This window comes from Pseudarthrobacter sp. MEB009, from assembly GCF_030208875.1.
In the GTDB taxonomy this organism is placed as follows: domain Bacteria; phylum Actinomycetota; class Actinomycetes; order Actinomycetales; family Micrococcaceae; genus Arthrobacter.
This window is the reverse complement of sequence record NZ_JARVTC010000004.1, coordinates 368,854-384,901: the sequence shown is the minus strand read 5'-3', so window position 1 is coordinate 384,901 and position 16,048 is coordinate 368,854. Positions and strand designations below refer to the sequence as shown.

The window sequence follows — 16,048 nt, the reverse complement described above, 5'->3', positions numbered from 1 at the left end:
CAGTTGTTGTCGTTTTGAGGGCTCAAAACGACAACAACTGCGAGTCAGTTGGGAGGGGGGAGGCGAGAGGTTACTCCAGGCCGCGGCGCTTCAGCAGGGGTTCGAGTGTGGCATCGCGGCCGCGGATGCTGCGGAACGAATCGAGCGGGTCGCGGCTGTTGCCCCGGCCCAGCAGTTCCCGGCGGAACCGTTCCCCGTTGGCACGGGTCATACCGCCGCTTTCGGTGAACCAGTCCACCGTCTCCGCGTCCAGGACCTCGCTCCAGATGTAGGAGTAGTAGCCGGCCGCGTAGCCGGCACCCGCGAAGATGTGCTGGAAGTAGCCGGTCCGGTACCGCGGCGGAATCAGCGGGTGCGCGATCCCTGCGGCGGCGAGTGACTTGTCCTCGAAGGCCAGGGCGTCGTCCGGGACGGCGGCCTGCTCCAGCACATGCCAGGCGAGGTCCAGCAAGGCAGCACCCAGGTACTCGGTGGTGCCGAACCCTTCGCCCCACAGCCGCGAAGCGTTCAGCTTGTCCACCACGGACTGCGGCAGCGGCTCGCCGGTGGCGTGGTGGCGGGCGTAGTTGGCCAGGACCTCGGGCCACATGATCCACATCTCGTTGACCTGGGACGGGTACTCCACAAAGTCCCGGGGAACCGAAGTCCCCGAGAACCGCGGGAAGGTAACGTCCGAGAACAGCCCGTGCAGGGCATGGCCGAACTCGTGGAACGTGGTGCGCACCTCGTCGAGCGTCAGCAGGGTGGATTCCCCGGCCGGCGGCTTGGAGATGTTCAGGGTATTGATGACCACGGGTTTGGTGCCCAGCAGCTCCGACTGATCCACCAGCGAGTTCATCCAGGCCCCGCCGCGCTTGGACTCACGGGTGTAATAGTCGCCCAGGAAAAGGCCCAGTTCGCTGCCGTCCTCGTTCCGGACCTCCCATACCCGCACGTCCGGGTGGTAGCCGGACAGGTCCCCGCGTTCGTGGAACGTGATGCCGTACAGGGAGGTGGCGGCGAAGAAGACGCCGTCCGTCAGGACCCGGTCCAGCTCGAAGTAGGGCCGCAGGGCCTGCTCGTCCACCTCGTAGCGGTCTTTGCGGACCTTCGCCGAGTAGAACGCCCAGTCCCAGGCCTCCAGCGGATGCCCTGCCTGTTCCGCCAGTGCGGCAGCCTCCGCGTCCGCGTTGCGCACAGCGGCGGGGGCCATCCGGTTCAGCATGGCCTGCACGGCTTCGAAGTCCGGGGCGGTCTGCCGGTCCACCACCAGCTCTGCGTAATTCTCGAAACCCAGGAGGTTTGCCTTTTCCGCACGGAGCGCTGCGGTGGCCCGGGCAATGTCCAGCACGTCCAGGGCGCCGCCGCTGCTGCCGCGGGCCACGGACGCTTCGAACAGCCGACGGCGGACGTCCCGGTTTTGGAGCGCGGCGAGGGCCGGCTGGTTGCCCGGCTGGATCAGGGTCAGCAGGTACTTTCCGTTGTGCCCTGCTGTGTTGGCTGCCTCCGCGGCGGCGGCAACGTCGTCTGCCGGCAGTCCGGCGAGGTCGCCGGCGTCGTCCACCAGCAGTGCCGCGGCCTTCATGCCGGCCTTGACCCGCTGCCCGAATTCCGTGCCCAGGGCGGCGAGTTCTGCGTTGATCTCCTTCAACCGCTTCTGGCCGGCCGCGTCGAGTGCGATGCCTGACTGCCGGAACTCCTTCAGGTACTCGGCCACCAACCGGACCGCCTCGGGGCCGCAGTCCGCCGTGCTGATGGCGGCAAACCGTTCGTAGAGGTCCCGGTTCAGGTAAACCTCATCCTGGTGCGCGGAGAACCGCGGGGACAGCTCGGTTTCGAGGGCGCGGATCTCTTCTGATGCATCCGCGGAGACCAGGGTGAAGAACGCCGACGCCGCGCGGTGGAGCAGCCTGCCGGACCTTTCCATGGCCAATGCGGTGTTTTCGAACGTGGCCGGTGCCGGGTCCGCCACGATGGCCTGGATTTCAGCGAGCTGGCCGGCCAAGCCGGCCCCGATGGCCTCCGCATAGTCCGAGGGCCCAAGCTGGGCGAACGGAGGAAGCTCATAGGGCAGGGGACTGGGGTGGAGGAGGGGGTTCGTCATGAGGTAAACCTTTCACAGCCCGGGCACGCTTCTCAACGCGGCCAAATGCCTGCGGCGGGTCCTGGCCGTCCCTAGAATGGCGTTATGGGGATCACATCAGGCATAACTTCCCGGCGCTGGCTGGCAGCAGCCTCGGCCGGAGCGCTGCTGACGGCGCTGGCCGGCTGCGGCCTGGTGGCCGAGCAGAACCGGGCGACGGCGGACCCGCAAACCAACGCGGCCACGTCCAAGGCCACACCCACAGCCACCGTTCCGGCGCCGGTCCCCACCCCGGGCCAGGGCCCCGACTGCCCCGTCCTGCGCTGCACCACCGTCCTGGTGACGGGGGACATGCTGGTCCACACCCAGTTGTGGCAGCAGGCGCAGCAGGACGCAGCCGCCGCGGGCAAGCCCGGCCTGGACTTCGTGCCGCTGCTGGAAGGCCAGCGCCGCTACATCGACAGCAGTGACCTGGCCATCTGCCATCAGGAAACGCCGGTAGCAGGACCTGATGGGCCTTTCTCCGCGTACCCGTCGTTCAACGTTCCACCCCAAATCATCACTGCCGCGAAAAATGTCGGCTACCAGGCCTGCACCACCGCCAGCAACCACACCATCGACCGCGGTACGGACGGCCTGCTCCGGACCCTTGACCAGCTGGACGCCGCGGGGCTCAAGCACACCGGCTCCTACCGGACCGCAACTGAATCCCAGGGCATCCTCATCATGCAGACGCCGGCCGCCAAGGTGGCCATCATCCAGGCCAGCTACGGGCTGAACGGCCAGATCGCCGAATACCCGTGGCAGGTGGACTTGCTGGACGCCCCGGCCATGATTGCTAAGGCCGTTAAGGCCCGGGCCCTGGGCGCGGACATCGTCCTGGGCGTGATGCACGCCGGCGACGAATATGCCAGCGTCCCGAACGGCCAGCAACAGGACGTAGCCCACGCCCTGGTGGACAGCGGACAGTTCAGCATGGTCTACGGCCACCACACCCACTCGGTGTTGCCCATCGAAAATTACAAGGGCACCTGGATTGTGTACGGCCTGGGCAACGGGGTCACCGAGCTATCGCCCTGGTATGTGGTCAACAACGAGGGCCTGCTGGTCCGGGCCCAGTTCGGCCAGGACGCTGCAGGCAAATGGGCGCCCACGGACCTGGCCTGGGCGCCGTCGGTCATTGTCCGGGACCCTTACCGGTGGTGTTCCGTGGCGTCGGACGCCCCGCAGGGCACCTGCGCCGGCCCGGAAGAGGACGCCGCCACCAGGGCGCGCACCACCGAAGTGGTGGAGTCCATGGGCGCAGCCGCCGCGGGCGCCCATGAGCTGCTGGTGACCCGGCAGCCCTGAGGGATTCCTAGCGGGGCCGCCGGGCGGCGTGTTCGCGGGCCAGTACCGCGTAGGAGTCGTCCGGGGTGCCCGGTTCGAAGCTGCCGAACTTCCGTTCCGCCGCCGTCCTGATCAAGAAATCGGCGATGGCAGGGTTCTTGGGCAGCAGCGAGCCGTGCAGGTAGCTCGCCACGATGTTGCGGTAGCGGGCGCCCTCATGGCCGTCGGCGCTGTTGTTCCCGGTGCCCTTCGCCGCCGTGCCCAGCGGACGGACGCCGTTGCCCAGGGTGGTTTGGCCGCTGTGGTTCTCGTAGCCCAGCACCTCGCCGAATTCGGTGGTGGCCACCTTGACGTTGCCGATCAGCCGCTCATCGGTGCCCAGCGTCTCCACATCCAGGATGCCGATACCCGGGATGACAGTGCCGGTCCGGGTCTTGAAGGACTTGCCAAAAAGCTGGTACAGCCCGCAGATGACCAGCATGGGGGCGCCGTCCTCGGCCAGGTCCGTCAATTCGACGGCCCGGGCCTGCAGGTCGTCCTGGATCACCAGCTGGCCGCTGTCCTGCCCGCCGCCGCCAACAATGATGTCCACGTCGGCCGGGAACTCATCGCCCACGTTGTATTCGAGCAGCTCGGGCGTGTAGCCGTGCCAGCCGATGCGCTGCTGCAGCACCAGGGCATTGCCCCAGTCGCCGTAGATGTTCATGTCCCGCGGATACAGCTGGAGGACCCGGAGGGTGCCCTTGTCCTGGTGTCCGGTGCTCATGAGACAACCTCCACGGTGGTGATCTTGGACAGCTCGCGGCGGATGGCCAGCATTGCCGTATAGGTGCAGAAAATGCGTTTCGGCTTGCCGGCAGCTTCCCGGATAAATGCCGCCAGGGCGGGTGCGATCTCGGGCTGGACGGCGCCGATCCGGACGTCGTCGTACTGCAGCCGGAGGGCCATGTCATAGGCCCTGGACCCGGTGAGCTGGTCCACCCCGCCGGGCTGCAGCGAGTCGAACCCGACGTCCCACAGCCAGGACATGTCCCGGCCGTCCGCGTAGTTGTCGTTGATGGCGATCATCGTGGCGTACCCCTCTGCGGGGAACGACTTTAGGCCAAGCCGGAAACCGCTGGGGTTTTTCACCAGGACCAGGTCCAGGGGCTGGCCGTCCACGGTGAGGCTTTCGCCGCGCCCGAACGCGGGTTCCACTTTGCCCAGCGCAACGAGCAGGGCGTCGTGGTCCGCGGTGGCGGCGCCCCCGCCGCAGATGCTGCGGGCCAGCGTCAGCGCGGCGGCAGCGTTGAAGATGTTGTACACACCGCGCAGCTTCATCCCGGTGGTGACGGTGCCGCCGTCGTACTCAAAGGCCGCGGAGTCCGCACCCACTGTGCGGAGCACGACGTCGGCAGCAGGCTTCTCCGGCAGGGCCGCCGGGGCGGGGCTGCCGGGAGCGGTGCGCATGTCGTCGTCGTTGGGGAACGTACTGAGCAGGGAATCGTCGAGGCCGAAGTAGCGGACGTCCTGCCCCGTCAGGGTCTCCGCGATCCGCGCCACGCGCGGGTCCTCGCGGTTCAGCACCACGGTGCCGGTGGTTTTGTCCGCAATGTGCTGGAGCAGCTGGGCAGTTTTATCGATTTCGCCGAACCGGTCAAGCTGGTCCCGCAGCACGTTCAGCAGCAGGCTGTACCGCGGCGGAACACTGTTAACAAAGTGCACGGCGTGGGCTTCATCCAGTTCCAGGACCGCCACATCCGCCTTGAGCCGGCCGCGCCAATCCACGGCACCCAACAGTGCAGCGGCCACGCCGCGGGTGAAGTTGCTGCCCGTCCGGTTGGTGAACACGGTCAGGCCCTGGCTTTCGAGCAGTTCCACCACCATTTTGGTGGTGGTGGTTTTGCCGTTTGTGCCGCTGACCACCGCCACGCCATGGGGGAGGGTGGTCAGCGTGCGCCGCATAAAGCCGGGGTCGATTTTCTCGACCACCAGGCCGGGAAGGGCGGAGCCGCCGCCCCGGAGCCGGGACACCCGGCGGACGAGCTTGCCGAGCGGAACACTGATGTAGAACATGGTTCGAATATATCCCAGCAGCGGCATGGAACCGCCGCAGGCTTCCCCCATCCGCGGGCCCGGCAACCGCCGCACCGTATGCTGGATGGATGACAAATTCCCTACCTGTTGCTCCCGCGCGCCCGGGTTCCGGCCTGCGGATCGGGGTGCTCGCCCTGCAGGGCGACTTCCGGGAACATCTCCGCGCCGCCGAGGCGACAGGCGCCCATGGCGTCAGCGTGCGCCGGCCCGCGGAGCTGGACGGACTGGACGGCCTGATCATTCCCGGCGGCGAGTCCACCGCGATCGACAAGCTGGCCCGCGCCTTTGAGCTGGCTGATCCGTTGCGCGAACGCATCGCCGGCGGCCTGCCCGTCTACGGCTCCTGCGCCGGCATGATCCTCCTGGCCCAGGACATCGCCGATCCCGCCACCGACCTGGCCGGTGCGCCCCAGCAGACCTTCGGCGGCCTGGACATCACCGTCCGGCGCAACGCCTTTGGCCGGCAGCGTGAGTCCTTCGAAACGGACCTTGAGTTCAAGGGGCTGGACTTCAGCGCCACGGAAACCGGCGTCGCCCCGGTGCACGCAGTATTCATCCGCGGCCCCTGGGTTGAGCGGGTTGGTCCCGGCGTGGAGGTCCTGGCCCAGGTGGAACCGGCCGACGCCGGCCACGCGTCCCACGCCGCCGCATTGCCGGGGGCCGCTAGAATTGTTGCAGTGCGTTCCGGCCAACTGCTGGCCACCTCCTTCCACCCGGAAGTGACGGGCGAAAAGCGCATCCACGAACTTTTTATCCGCATGATCAGAGGAGAAGCGTAAAGCATGTCAGGCCACTCCAAATGGGCAACCACCAAGCACAAAAAAGCCATCCTTGACAGCCGACGCGCCAAATCCTTCGCCAAGCTGATCAAGAACATCGAAGTTGCTGCCCGCATGGGCGGCCCGGACCTCTCCGGTAACCCCGGCCTGGAACTGGCTGTCACCAAGGCCAAAAAAACCTCGGTCCCCGCGGACAACATCGACCGCGCCATCAAGCGCGGCGCCGGCCTCACCGGCGAAGTGGTGGACTACACCGAGATCATGTACGAGGCCCGCGGCCCGCAGGGCTCAGCCCTCCTGATCGAGTGCCTCACGGACAACAAAAACCGTGCCGCATCCGAGGTCCGGCTCGCGATCTCCCGCAACGGGGGAACCATCGCCGACCCCGGCTCCGTCAGCTACCTCTTTACCCGCAAAGGCGTGGTGAACCTGCCCAAGAACGGCCTCACCGAGGATGACGTGCTGATGGCCGTCCTCGACGCCGGCGCCGAGGAAGTCAAGGACAACGGCGAGACGTTCGAGATCCACTCCGAGCCCACCGACCTCCAGGCCATCCGCGACGCCCTCAAGGAAGCCGGCATCGAGTACGACACCGATGAGGCCGAGTTTGTCCCGTCCATGCAGGTGGAACTCGACGTCGACGGCGCCCGGAAGTTCCTGAAGCTCGCGGACGCGCTGGAGGAACTCGACGACGTCCAGAACGTCTACAGCAACGCTGACCTGAGCAGCGAAGTGCAGGCCGCACTGGAATCCGAGTGACCTGCCGGTACCCCGCCGCGGAGGCCCGGACTTGACCCTCAGGGTACTGGGGGTTGATCCGGGCCTCACCCGTTGCGGGATCGGCGTGGTGGATGTTGAACGCAACCGCCGCGCCACGATGGTGGGTGTGGGCGTGGTGGGCACCTCGCCGGAGCAGTCCCTGGACCAGCGGCTGCTGGTGATCGCCCTGGCCATCGATGACTGGCTGGACCGCTACGAACCGCACGTGGTCGCAGTGGAACGGGTCTTCTCCCAGCTGAACGTCAGTACCGTGATGGGCGTGGCCCAGGCCTCCGGCGTGGTGATTGCTGCGGCGGCGCGGCGCGGCATCCCGGTGGCCATGCACACGCCGTCCGAGGTCAAGGCCGCGGTGACCGGGAGCGGCACGTCCAATAAGGATGCGGTGACCAAGCTGGTGACCAAGATCCTGCGGCTGGACGCTCCTCCCCGCCCGGCGGACGCCGCCGACGCGTTGGCCCTCGCCATCACGCATGCGTGGCGGGCCGGCAGCGGGGCGGCTGTGGCCACCACGGGTCCCGGCAGCTCATCGCTTACGCCGGCCCAACGGGCGTGGGCCGAGGCGGAAGCAAAAGCGCGGCGCGGACGCTGATTGCCCCGGCCGCTTGCTAGGGTATTCGTAGATATGTTCGGATAGCCGGCGTTGACCACAACGGCCGGCAGTACACCAGGAGTACGGCCTTGATCAGTTTTCTTCGCGGAACAGTAGCCCACGTAGGCCTGTCCACGGCCGTCATCGACCTCAACGGCGCCGGCATGAGCGTCAACGCCACACCGCAGACCCTCAGCCGACTGCACGTCGGTGAGGAAGGCAAGCTGTTCACGTCACTGATAGTGCGTGAGGATTCACTGACGCTTTTCGGGTTCGCCTCGGATGACGAGCGGGAAGTTTTCGACATCCTGCTGAGCGTCAGCGGTGTGGGTCCCCGGCTGGCGCTGGCAGTCCTGGCGGTCCACGAGCCGGAGGCCATCCGGGTGGCTGCGCACAGTGGCGACAGCAAAACCTTCACCAAGGTGCCGGGTATCGGCCCCAAGGTTGGCGCCCGGATTGTCCTGGAACTGGCCGGAAAGCTGGTGCCGCACGGAACGGCCGGCGCCGCAGGGGTGCCCACGGCCGCCGAAGCTGCCTGGAAGCCGCAGGTGGTGGCCGCCATGACCAGCCTGGGCTGGTCCGAGAAGGACGCCTCCGCCAGCATCGACAAGGCCCTCGCCGACGATCCCGAAGTCTCGTTCCGGGGCAACGTCGCGGAAATCCTGCGCACCACGCTCCGCTGGCTGGGCCAGGACGGCGCGCGGGCCGGCAACCGCATAGGCAGCCGTGGCTGAACCGTCACTGGTGGCAGCGGGGGAGGAGCCCGAGGAACGGGCCATTGAAGCCGCCCTCCGGCCCAAGAACCTGGACGACTTCGTTGGCCAGCACCGGGTACGCAAACAGCTCTCCCTGGTGCTGCAGGCGTCCAGGATGCGCGGCCGCAGCGCAGATCACGTCCTTTTCTCGGGTCCGCCCGGGTTGGGCAAAACCACCCTGGCCATGATCGTGGCCGCCGAAATGAACGCCCCGCTGCGCATCAGCAGCGGCCCGGCCATCCAGCACGCCGGTGACCTCGCGGCCATCCTGTCTTCCCTCTCCGAGGGCGAGGTCCTGTTCCTCGACGAAATCCACCGGATGTCACGGCCGGCCGAGGAAATGCTGTACATGGCCATGGAGGATTTCCGGGTGGACATTGTGGTGGGCAAGGGGGCCGGTGCCACTGCCATTCCGCTGGAACTGCCGCCGTTCACCCTGGTGGGTGCAACGACCCGCGCGGGCCTGCTCCCCGGGCCCCTGCGGGACCGGTTCGGGTTCACCGGCCATCTGGAGTTCTACTCGGTTTCCGAACTGGAACTCGTTTTGCGCCGCTCGGCGGGGCTGCTGGACCTCAAGGTCAACTCTGCAGGGTTCAGCGAAATCGCCGGCCGGTCCCGGGGAACCCCACGTATCGCCAACAGGCTGCTGCGCCGGGTACGCGACTGGGCCCTGGTCCACGGCATCGAACAAATCGACGCCAGGGCAGCCTCCGCGGCCCTGGACATGTACGAAGTGGATAAAAAGGGCCTTGACCGGCTTGACCGTGCCGTGCTTGAGGCGCTTATCACCAAATTCGGCGGCGGGCCTGTGGGCCTGTCCACGCTGGCCATCGCCGTGGGCGAGGAAACGGAAACCGTGGAAACGGTGGCCGAGCCATTCCTGGTCCGGGAGGGGCTGCTGGGCCGCACCCCCCGGGGCAGGATCGCGATGGCTCCGGCCTGGACCCACCTGGGGTACGCCGTTCCCGCCGGAGCCTTCGGCCAGGAGCAGCTGGACCTGTTTGAACCTGCCGTTGAACCTGCCTGGCCGTCGTCCGGCTGGGATCCGGAGAGCCAATAGCAGGCTCCGTTCAGCTTTTCCCCCTAGACTGGTATGACGCCCGGCACGTTCGGGTCTTTGTTCCTGCGGCCACCGTGATTCCGGCTGCCCCGGGCTGTTGGGAAATCCGTCAGGGTTTCCGTGCGCACGGCCGGCGGAGGGAACAAGCCGACGGTGCCGGAAAACCGGCTAGGTAAGTAAAGAACGGATTTTTCCCTTGGATTTAATGTCAATTCTCCTCTTCGTCATGCTTGGCGTTTTCATCTTCATGATGTTCCGCCGCAACAAGAAGACGCAGCAGCAGCAGGCGCAACTCCAATCGCAGTTCGCTCCCGGCGTTGAAGTGATGACCAGCTTCGGCCTCTTCGGCCGCATCGTCGAGATCGACGACGCCGAGAACAAGGTCACCCTGGAACTCTCCCCGGGCAACCTGGCCACCGTCCACCGCCAGGCCGTCACCAAGGTCGTTGAGCCCACGGCCGTGCCGGAAGACGAAGCCCCGGCCGTACCGGATGACGCCTCCTCACTCACCGGCCAGGAGGCCGGAACCACCGCGGCACCGCTGGAGACCCCGGACGAGACGATGAAGCGCCTCAACGACGAAGGCAAAAAGGACAGCTAGTTCCGCTGCCGCCCCACACACCTCTACCGCTGCGGACAACCGCCGGTGCAAGCATGCACCGGCGGTTCCTCCGTGAATAAGAGAAAGATCGACAATGGCACGAACTGGCCCTAAGAAATCAGGCCTCAGGGTCCTGGTCTGGCTCGGCGTTATCCTCGCCGTCCTGACTGCGGTCCTGGCCGGCGGGACCCTCGCCGGGCAGGCAAGCTGGGCGCCGAAACTGGCACTGGACCTTGAAGGCGGCACCCAGATGATCCTGGCGCCCAAGGTGGAGGGCGGTTCGGACATTAACGAAGAGCAGCTCAACCAGGCCGTCTCGATCATCCGGCAGCGCGTCGACGGCTCCGGCGTCTCCGAAGCTGAAATCAGCACGCAGTCCGGGCGCAACGTAGTGGTGAGCCTCCCGGGCGTGCCGTCCAAGGAAACCCGCGACCTGATCCAGGCCTCCGCAGACATGAACTTCCGCCCCGTGCTGCTCAACGGTGCCGGCGCGGTGGTTCCCGAAGAGTCCCGGGCGCCCGAGGACCAGCTGCCGAAGCCTACGGCGGAGCCGGCCAACAGCAGCGACGTCAACTGGATCACTCCCGAGATCTACCGCGAGTTCGAGGCGCTGGACTGCGACAACCCGGCACAGGAGGAGCTGGAACGCTCCGATCCGGCCAAGCCGCTGGTCACCTGCGAGCCCGCCACCGAGACCGCACCTGCCATCAAGTACATCCTGGGTCCGGTGGAGGTCAAGGGCAGCAGCATCGTCACGTCCTCCTTCCAGCTCCAGCAGGGTGCGCAGGGCGCGGTCACCAATGACTGGGCAGTGAACATCCAGTTCGACGACGAGGGTACGGCCAAGTTCAAAGAGGTCACCGAACGCCTGAACCAGTTCTACGTGGCGGCCGGCGGCGAGTCGGGCAGCGACCCCAAGGCCCAGTTCGCCATTGTCCTGGACGACCAGGTCATCTCCGCCCCCCGGTCCCTGGCAGTCATCACCGACGGCCGGCCGCAGATCACCGGCGGCTTCACCGAAGCGTCCGCCAAGGCCCTCTCGGACCAGCTGAAGTTCGGTGCGCTTCCCATCAGCTTCGAGATCCAGAGCGACCAGCAGATTTCCGCCACCCTGGGTGGTGAGCAGCTGCGCATGGGCCTCCTGGCCGGCATCATCGGTCTGCTCCTGGTGGTGGTCTACTCGCTGTTCCAGTACCGCGCGCTCGGTTTGGTCACCATCGCCTCCCTGGTGGTGGCAGGCGCTTTGACCTACCTTGCCATCGCCATCCTCGGCTGGACTGAGAACTACCGGCTGTCGCTGGCCGGCGTGGCAGGCATCATCGTTGCCATCGGCCAGACAGCGGACTCGTTCATCGTCTACTTCGAACGCATCCGCGATGAACTCCGCGAAGGCCGCGGCCTGGTCTCCGCCGTCGAAAACGGCTGGAAGCGTGCCAAGCGCACGGTCCTGGCCTCCAAGGCCGTCAACCTCCTCGCCGCCCTGGTCCTGTACTTCGTAGCGGTGGGCAACGTCCGCGGCTTCGCGTTCACCCTGGGCCTGACAGCCCTGGCGGACCTCCTTGTGGTGTTTATGTTCACCCACCCGACCCTGCAGCTGCTGGCCCGCACCAAGTTCTTCGGCGAGGGCCACCGGTTCTCCGGCCTTGACCCCAAGAAGCTCGGAGCCGTGCCGCTGTACCGTGGTGCCGGCCGCGTGCGTACCCCTGAGGACAAACCGGGCGTGGTCCGGGCGAAGAACACCGGTGCGGCCGCAGAGGCAGAACGCCGGATGACCATCGCCGAACGCCGCCTGGCCGAAAAGCAGGAGCAGCTTGCGGGCTCGTCGAAGAACGCAGCGAAGGAGAACAAGTAATGCCAAGCTTCGCCAATTTCGGTAACGAGCTTTACACCGGCAAGCGGTCCTACAACTTCGTGGGCGCCAAAAAGATCTGGTTCATCATCGCGGCCGTGGGGGTGGCCCTGTCCATCATCATTCCGGTGGCCAAGGGCGGGTTCAACCTGGGCATCGAGTTCCGGGGCGGCTCTGAATTCACGGTCTCCAACGTCCAGAGCACGGACGCCGCCCTGGGCGAGCAGGTTGTCACGGACGTCGTTGCGGGCAGTGTTCCGCGCGTCGCCAACGTGGCCGGAACCACCATGCGGATCCAAACGGACAAACTCACCGATGACGAGACCCTCCGGATCAAGGAAGGCCTCACCACGGCCTACGGGGTCACCGTCGACGAGGTGACGTCCACGTTCGTGGGCCCCACCTGGGGTGCTGACGTGACAAAGCAGGCGCTGATCGGCCTGGTGGTCTTTGTGCTGCTGGCTGCGGTGCTGATGGCGTTGTACTTCCGGACCTGGAAAATGTCGCTGTCCGCGATAGCCGGCATGGTGGTGACCATGTTCATCACGGCCGGGGTCTATGCCCTCAGCGACTTTGAGGTCACACCGTCCGCCATCATCGGCTTCCTGACCGTGCTCAGCTACTCGCTGTACGACACGGTGGTGGTGTTCGACAAGATCCGGGAAAACACCTCCGAGCTGGACGCCTCCACCCGGCGTACCTTCGCCGAGGAGGTCAACCTGGCGGTCAACCAGACCCTGGTCCGGTCCATTAACACGATGATGGTTGCGATCCTGCCCGTGGGCGCCATCCTGTTCATCGGTGCCGGCCTGCTGGGGGCGGGCACCTTGCGTGACCTGTCGCTGGCACTGTTCGTTGGCATCCTGATCGGCACGGCTGCCACCATTTTTGTGGCAGCCCCCATGTACGCACTGCTGCGCCAGAAGGAACCCGACCTGCTCAAACAGGAGAAGCGGGTTGAGCAGCGGCGCGCCGCGTCGGCCGGGAACACGCCGGCTGCAGAGGCTGCCACAGCCTAAGGCCGGCACCGCACGTCCACGGATGGGCCGTACAGCGTATTCATTGCGCCGTGCGGCCCATCCGTCATTTGGGGCCGGTTAGAGAACTCGACGCGCTGAGGAATAGACTGAGGTAATTAAACGGTGGTGAGGGGTACTTCATTGGAAGAACGTTCGGCGTCGGCTACTGCGGCACAGGGTAAAGCCCCTGCCGACGTGCAGGCAGGGACTGCGCCTGCGGCGCGCCCGGGTTCCCTGGTACCGGTTGACAACTCCGGCTCGCGACCCACCTTTCCGGGCCGTCGGGAACGGACCCGGTCCCGGCTGGCACGGCTGACCGGCCGCGGCGCGGCGAGTTACTCGCCCATCCTGGAACCCCTGCTGCGGACTGTCCGCGCCAACAACCCCAAAGAGGACTTCGACCTCATCCAGCGCGCCTTCGACGTTGCTGAACAAAGCCACCGCGGGCAAAAGCGCAAGAGCGGCGATCCCTACATCACCCACCCCGTTGCGGTGGCCACCATCCTCGCCGAACTGGGCCTCAGCGGCACCACCCTGGCCGCGGCGCTCCTGCACGACACCGTGGAGGACACCCCATACACACTGGCGGACCTGAAACGCGATTTCGGTCCTGAAGTGGCCATGCTGGTGGACGGCGTCACCAAGCTGGACAAGGTCAGCTTCGGCGAGGCGGCCCAGTCCGAGACCGTCCGCAAAATGGTTGTGGCCATGGCCAAGGACATCCGCGTGCTGATGATCAAGTTGGCCGACCGCCTGCACAACGCCCGCACGTGGCGTTTTGTCTCCGCTGAGTCCTCGGCCCGCAAGGCGCGCGAAACCCTCGAAATCTTCGCCCCGCTGGCCCACCGGCTGGGTATGAACACCATCAAGTGGGAGCTCGAGGATCTGTCCTTCGCCGCCCTGTATCCCAAGGTGTACGAAGAGATTGTCCGGATGGTGGGGGACCGCACCCCCGAACGGGAAAAGAGCCTCGGGGTGATCCGGGACCAGATCACGGATGACCTCCGCACGGCACGGATCAAGGCGACCATCACCGGCCGGCCCAAGCACTACTACTCCATCTACCAGAAGATGATTGTCCGCGACAAGGACTTTGACGATATCAACGACCTGATGGGCGTCCGTGTCCTGGTGGACTCCGTCCGGGACTGCTACGCGGCCCTGGGCACCATGCATTCGCGCTGGAACCCCTTGCCGGGCAGGTTCAAGGATTACATCGCGATGCCCAAGTTCAACATGTACCAGTCGCTGCACACCACGGTGATTGGTCCCGGCGGCAAACCCGTGGAAATCCAGATCAGGACCCACGAAATGCACCGCCGGGCTGAATACGGCGTGGCGGCGCACTGGAAGTACAAGGACCAGCCCAACAGGACCGCGGTGGGGCCGGGGAGCCCGCGCGACGGTGACATGGGGTGGCTGCGTTCCCTGGTGGACTGGCAGCAGGAGACCTCCGATCCCGGCGAGTTCCTCGATTCGCTGCGGTTTGAAATCAACGCCCGCGAAGTGTTTGTCTTCACGCCCAAGGGTGAGGTGATGGCCCTTCCGGCCGGGTCCACCCCCGTGGACTTCGCCTACTCGGTGCACACAGAGGTGGGGCACCGGACCATCGGCGCCCGCGTCAACGGCAAACTGGTGCCGCTCAACAGCGAACTGAACCACGGCGACTGGGTGGAGATCTTCACCTCGAAAGCCGAAGGCGCCGGCCCCAGCCAGGACTGGCAGCACTTCGTCAAGAGCGCCCGGGCCCGGAACAAGATCCGGCAGTGGTTCAGCAAGGAACGCCGCGAAGAAGCCATCGACAGGGGCAAGGAACTGCTGACCCGTGCCATGCGGAAGCAGAACCTGCCGTTGCAGCGCCTGATGACCCACGAGGCACTTGCCGCGGTGGCCGAAGAGTTCAAGTACGTGGACATTTCCGGCCTCTACGCCGGGGTGGGCGACGGTCATACGTCCGCGCAGTCCGTGATGGAAAAGCTCGTGGAGAGCCTGGGCGGCAACGAGAACGCCGACGACGACATCACCGAAGTCAGCATTCCGACCCAGGTGACCAAGGCACGTTTCTCGGACTCGGGCGTGGTGGTCCGCGGCGTAGGCGACGTGTGGGTCAAGCTCGCCCGGTGCTGCACGCCGGTCCCGCCCGACCCCATTCTGGGCTTCGTCACCCGGGGCTCTGGCGTTTCCGTGCACCGTACCGACTGCACCAACATATCGGACCTAAAAGACCAGCCGGACCGGATTGTCGACGTGGACTGGGCACCCACCCAATCCAGCGTTTTCCTTGTGGAAATCCAGGTGGAAGCCCTGGACCGGAAATCCCTGCTGTCCGACGTCACCCGGATCCTGTCCGAGAACCACGTCAACATCCTGGCTGCAAGTGTGCACACCTCCACCGACCGCGTGGCCATCTCAAGGTTCGCCTTCGAGATGGGGGACCCCAAGTACCTCAGCCACGTCCTGAGCGCCGTCCGCAGGATCGACGGGGTCTTCGACGTGTACCGCACCACCGGGAACAAGCGCCGGAGCTAACCTGGCCAGTTTGGCCAGGGCAGCGCGTTTGTGGGGCACCCGCGGTGACGCCTCGATGGCCAGCACCAGCAACCTGAGCCTGACGTCATTCTGCGGCCTGGCAAGGAGGTTCGCCAGTGCAGGGACGGCGCGGCCCTCCTCCACGTGGAGGGCCACGTCCACGGCTGTCCGCAGCGGGCTGGAGACCATCAGGCCGCCCAGGCTGACCACATCGAAAGGCCCGAGCCTCACCTCGTGCAGGGTGCAGCCCCTGGTGTTGCGCAGGCTGGAGACGCGGCGCTTGGCGTCCACCAGCAGCGCCAGCCGGTCCGGTTCAGCCGCGCAGCCGTAAATCCAGGCAGCGGTCATGCGGCCTGCCACCACCCTGCGGCGGACCTGTAAGGGGACAGCACCCGCTGCCGCCCGGGCCCGCAGCTGGCTCGATACCTGGACTTCCGGCAGGACATAGCCGTGCTGGTGGATTCTTGCCAGCAGCCCGTCAGCTGCCAGCGCCTGGAGTTCCGGCCACGCAAAGGGCAACCCGGGGACATACAAGTCGGGAAACTGGTGCCCGGGACTGCCGGGCGGGGCTGGAGGGGATGCCATCCGTCAATCCTGCCCCGGCAGCGTTAACTGACACA

At 66.3% G+C, this 16,048-nt stretch carries 14 protein-coding genes; 10 read left to right on the top strand and 4 right to left on the bottom strand.

Translation table 11 applies throughout. The features are described from left to right. Positions 1-70: 70 nt before the first annotated feature. Entirely contained in the window at positions 71-2,083 is a 2,013-nt protein-coding gene (locus QRN07_RS03745; RefSeq protein WP_285240355.1) for a M3 family metallopeptidase, read from the bottom strand. An 84-nt stretch (positions 2,084-2,167) separates the two neighbouring features. On the opposite strand from QRN07_RS03745, the gene QRN07_RS03740 reads away from it, so the two are divergent. Then, positions 2,168-3,412, top strand: coding sequence for a CapA family protein (locus QRN07_RS03740; RefSeq protein WP_285240354.1), 1,245 nt, complete (start codon positions 2,168-2,170; stop codon positions 3,410-3,412). A gap of 7 nt (positions 3,413-3,419) precedes the next feature. On the opposite strand, the gene QRN07_RS03735 is transcribed toward QRN07_RS03740, so the two are convergent. Further along, positions 3,420-4,157, bottom strand: a complete 738-nt coding sequence (locus QRN07_RS03735; RefSeq protein WP_285240353.1) for a type 1 glutamine amidotransferase — start codon at positions 4,155-4,157, stop codon at positions 3,420-3,422. Next, positions 4,154-5,446 carry a Mur ligase family protein gene (locus QRN07_RS03730; RefSeq protein WP_285240352.1) on the bottom strand — a complete coding sequence of 431 codons (1,293 nt, stop codon included), beginning with the start codon at positions 5,444-5,446 and terminating at the stop codon, positions 4,154-4,156. Before QRN07_RS03730 ends, QRN07_RS03735 begins: the two co-directional genes overlap by 4 nt. Before the next feature lie 89 nt (positions 5,447-5,535). Here QRN07_RS03730 and pdxT point away from each other — a divergent pair, with 89 nt between their 5' ends. From pdxT to QRN07_RS03685, 9 genes are all read left to right on the top strand, one after another. Next, positions 5,536-6,246, top strand: a complete 711-nt coding sequence (pdxT, locus tag QRN07_RS03725) for a pyridoxal 5'-phosphate synthase glutaminase subunit PdxT (protein WP_056598154.1) — start codon at positions 5,536-5,538, stop codon at positions 6,244-6,246. Positions 6,247-6,249: 3 nt separating this feature from the next. Further along, positions 6,250-7,005, top strand: a complete 756-nt coding sequence (locus QRN07_RS03720) for a YebC/PmpR family DNA-binding transcriptional regulator (protein ID WP_050684634.1) — start codon at positions 6,250-6,252, stop codon at positions 7,003-7,005. Between the two features lie 31 nt (positions 7,006-7,036). Then, positions 7,037-7,615 (top strand): crossover junction endodeoxyribonuclease RuvC, encoded by a 579-nt coding sequence (ruvC, locus tag QRN07_RS03715; RefSeq protein WP_285240351.1) that lies wholly within the window; start codon positions 7,037-7,039, stop codon positions 7,613-7,615. Between the two features lie 89 nt (positions 7,616-7,704). Further along, positions 7,705-8,349, top strand: a complete 645-nt coding sequence (gene ruvA / locus QRN07_RS03710) for a Holliday junction branch migration protein RuvA (RefSeq protein WP_050684636.1) — start codon at positions 7,705-7,707, stop codon at positions 8,347-8,349. Next, a complete protein-coding gene (gene ruvB / locus QRN07_RS03705) occupies positions 8,342-9,430 on the top strand; it encodes a Holliday junction branch migration DNA helicase RuvB (RefSeq protein WP_285240350.1) in 1,089 nt (362 codons plus the stop codon). Before ruvA ends, ruvB begins: the two co-directional genes overlap by 8 nt. A gap of 205 nt (positions 9,431-9,635) precedes the next feature. After that, positions 9,636-10,031: a preprotein translocase subunit YajC gene (yajC, locus tag QRN07_RS03700; protein WP_050684638.1), complete on the top strand. Its 396-nt coding sequence runs from the start codon at positions 9,636-9,638 to the stop codon at positions 10,029-10,031. A 94-nt stretch (positions 10,032-10,125) separates the two neighbouring features. Next, positions 10,126-11,883, top strand: a complete 1,758-nt coding sequence (gene secD, locus QRN07_RS03695; protein ID WP_285240349.1) for a protein translocase subunit SecD — start codon at positions 10,126-10,128, stop codon at positions 11,881-11,883. Beyond that, positions 11,883-12,899, top strand: coding sequence for a protein translocase subunit SecF (secF, locus tag QRN07_RS03690; protein ID WP_050684640.1), 1,017 nt, complete (start codon positions 11,883-11,885; stop codon positions 12,897-12,899). The genes secD and secF overlap by 1 nt, the downstream gene beginning before the upstream one ends. Positions 12,900-13,040: 141 nt before the next feature. Beyond that, positions 13,041-15,428, top strand: a complete 2,388-nt coding sequence (locus tag QRN07_RS03685) for a RelA/SpoT family protein (protein WP_285240348.1) — start codon at positions 13,041-13,043, stop codon at positions 15,426-15,428. On the opposite strand, the gene QRN07_RS03680 is transcribed toward QRN07_RS03685, so the two are convergent. Next, complete coding sequence (locus tag QRN07_RS03680) at positions 15,309-16,013, bottom strand: type IV toxin-antitoxin system AbiEi family antitoxin (protein ID WP_285240347.1); 705 nt, start codon at positions 16,011-16,013, stop codon at positions 15,309-15,311. The genes QRN07_RS03685 and QRN07_RS03680 overlap by 120 nt on opposite strands. Positions 16,014-16,048: the final 35 nt, after the last annotated feature.

Excerpts from the sequence above, each read along its gene's own strand:
- QRN07_RS03680 (WP_285240347.1), bottom strand. The coding sequence starts at position 16,013 with ATGGCATCCCCTCCAGCCCCGCCCGGCAGTCCCGGGCACCAGTTTCCC.
- yajC (WP_050684638.1), top strand. The coding sequence starts at position 9,636 with ATGTCAATTCTCCTCTTCGTCATGCTTGGCGTTTTCATCTTCATGATG.
- QRN07_RS03735 (WP_285240353.1), bottom strand. The coding sequence starts at position 4,157 with ATGAGCACCGGACACCAGGACAAGGGCACCCTCCGGGTCCTCCAGCTG.
- QRN07_RS03745 (WP_285240355.1), bottom strand. The coding sequence starts at position 2,083 with ATGACGAACCCCCTCCTCCACCCCAGTCCCCTGCCCTATGAGCTTCCT.
- QRN07_RS03730 (WP_285240352.1), bottom strand. The coding sequence starts at position 5,446 with ATGTTCTACATCAGTGTTCCGCTCGGCAAGCTCGTCCGCCGGGTGTCC.
- secF (WP_050684640.1), top strand. The coding sequence starts at position 11,883 with ATGCCAAGCTTCGCCAATTTCGGTAACGAGCTTTACACCGGCAAGCGG.
- QRN07_RS03720 (WP_050684634.1), top strand. The coding sequence starts at position 6,250 with ATGTCAGGCCACTCCAAATGGGCAACCACCAAGCACAAAAAAGCCATC.
- QRN07_RS03740 (WP_285240354.1), top strand. The coding sequence starts at position 2,168 with ATGGGGATCACATCAGGCATAACTTCCCGGCGCTGGCTGGCAGCAGCC.
- pdxT (WP_056598154.1), top strand. The coding sequence starts at position 5,536 with ATGACAAATTCCCTACCTGTTGCTCCCGCGCGCCCGGGTTCCGGCCTG.
- secD (WP_285240349.1), top strand. The coding sequence starts at position 10,126 with ATGGCACGAACTGGCCCTAAGAAATCAGGCCTCAGGGTCCTGGTCTGG.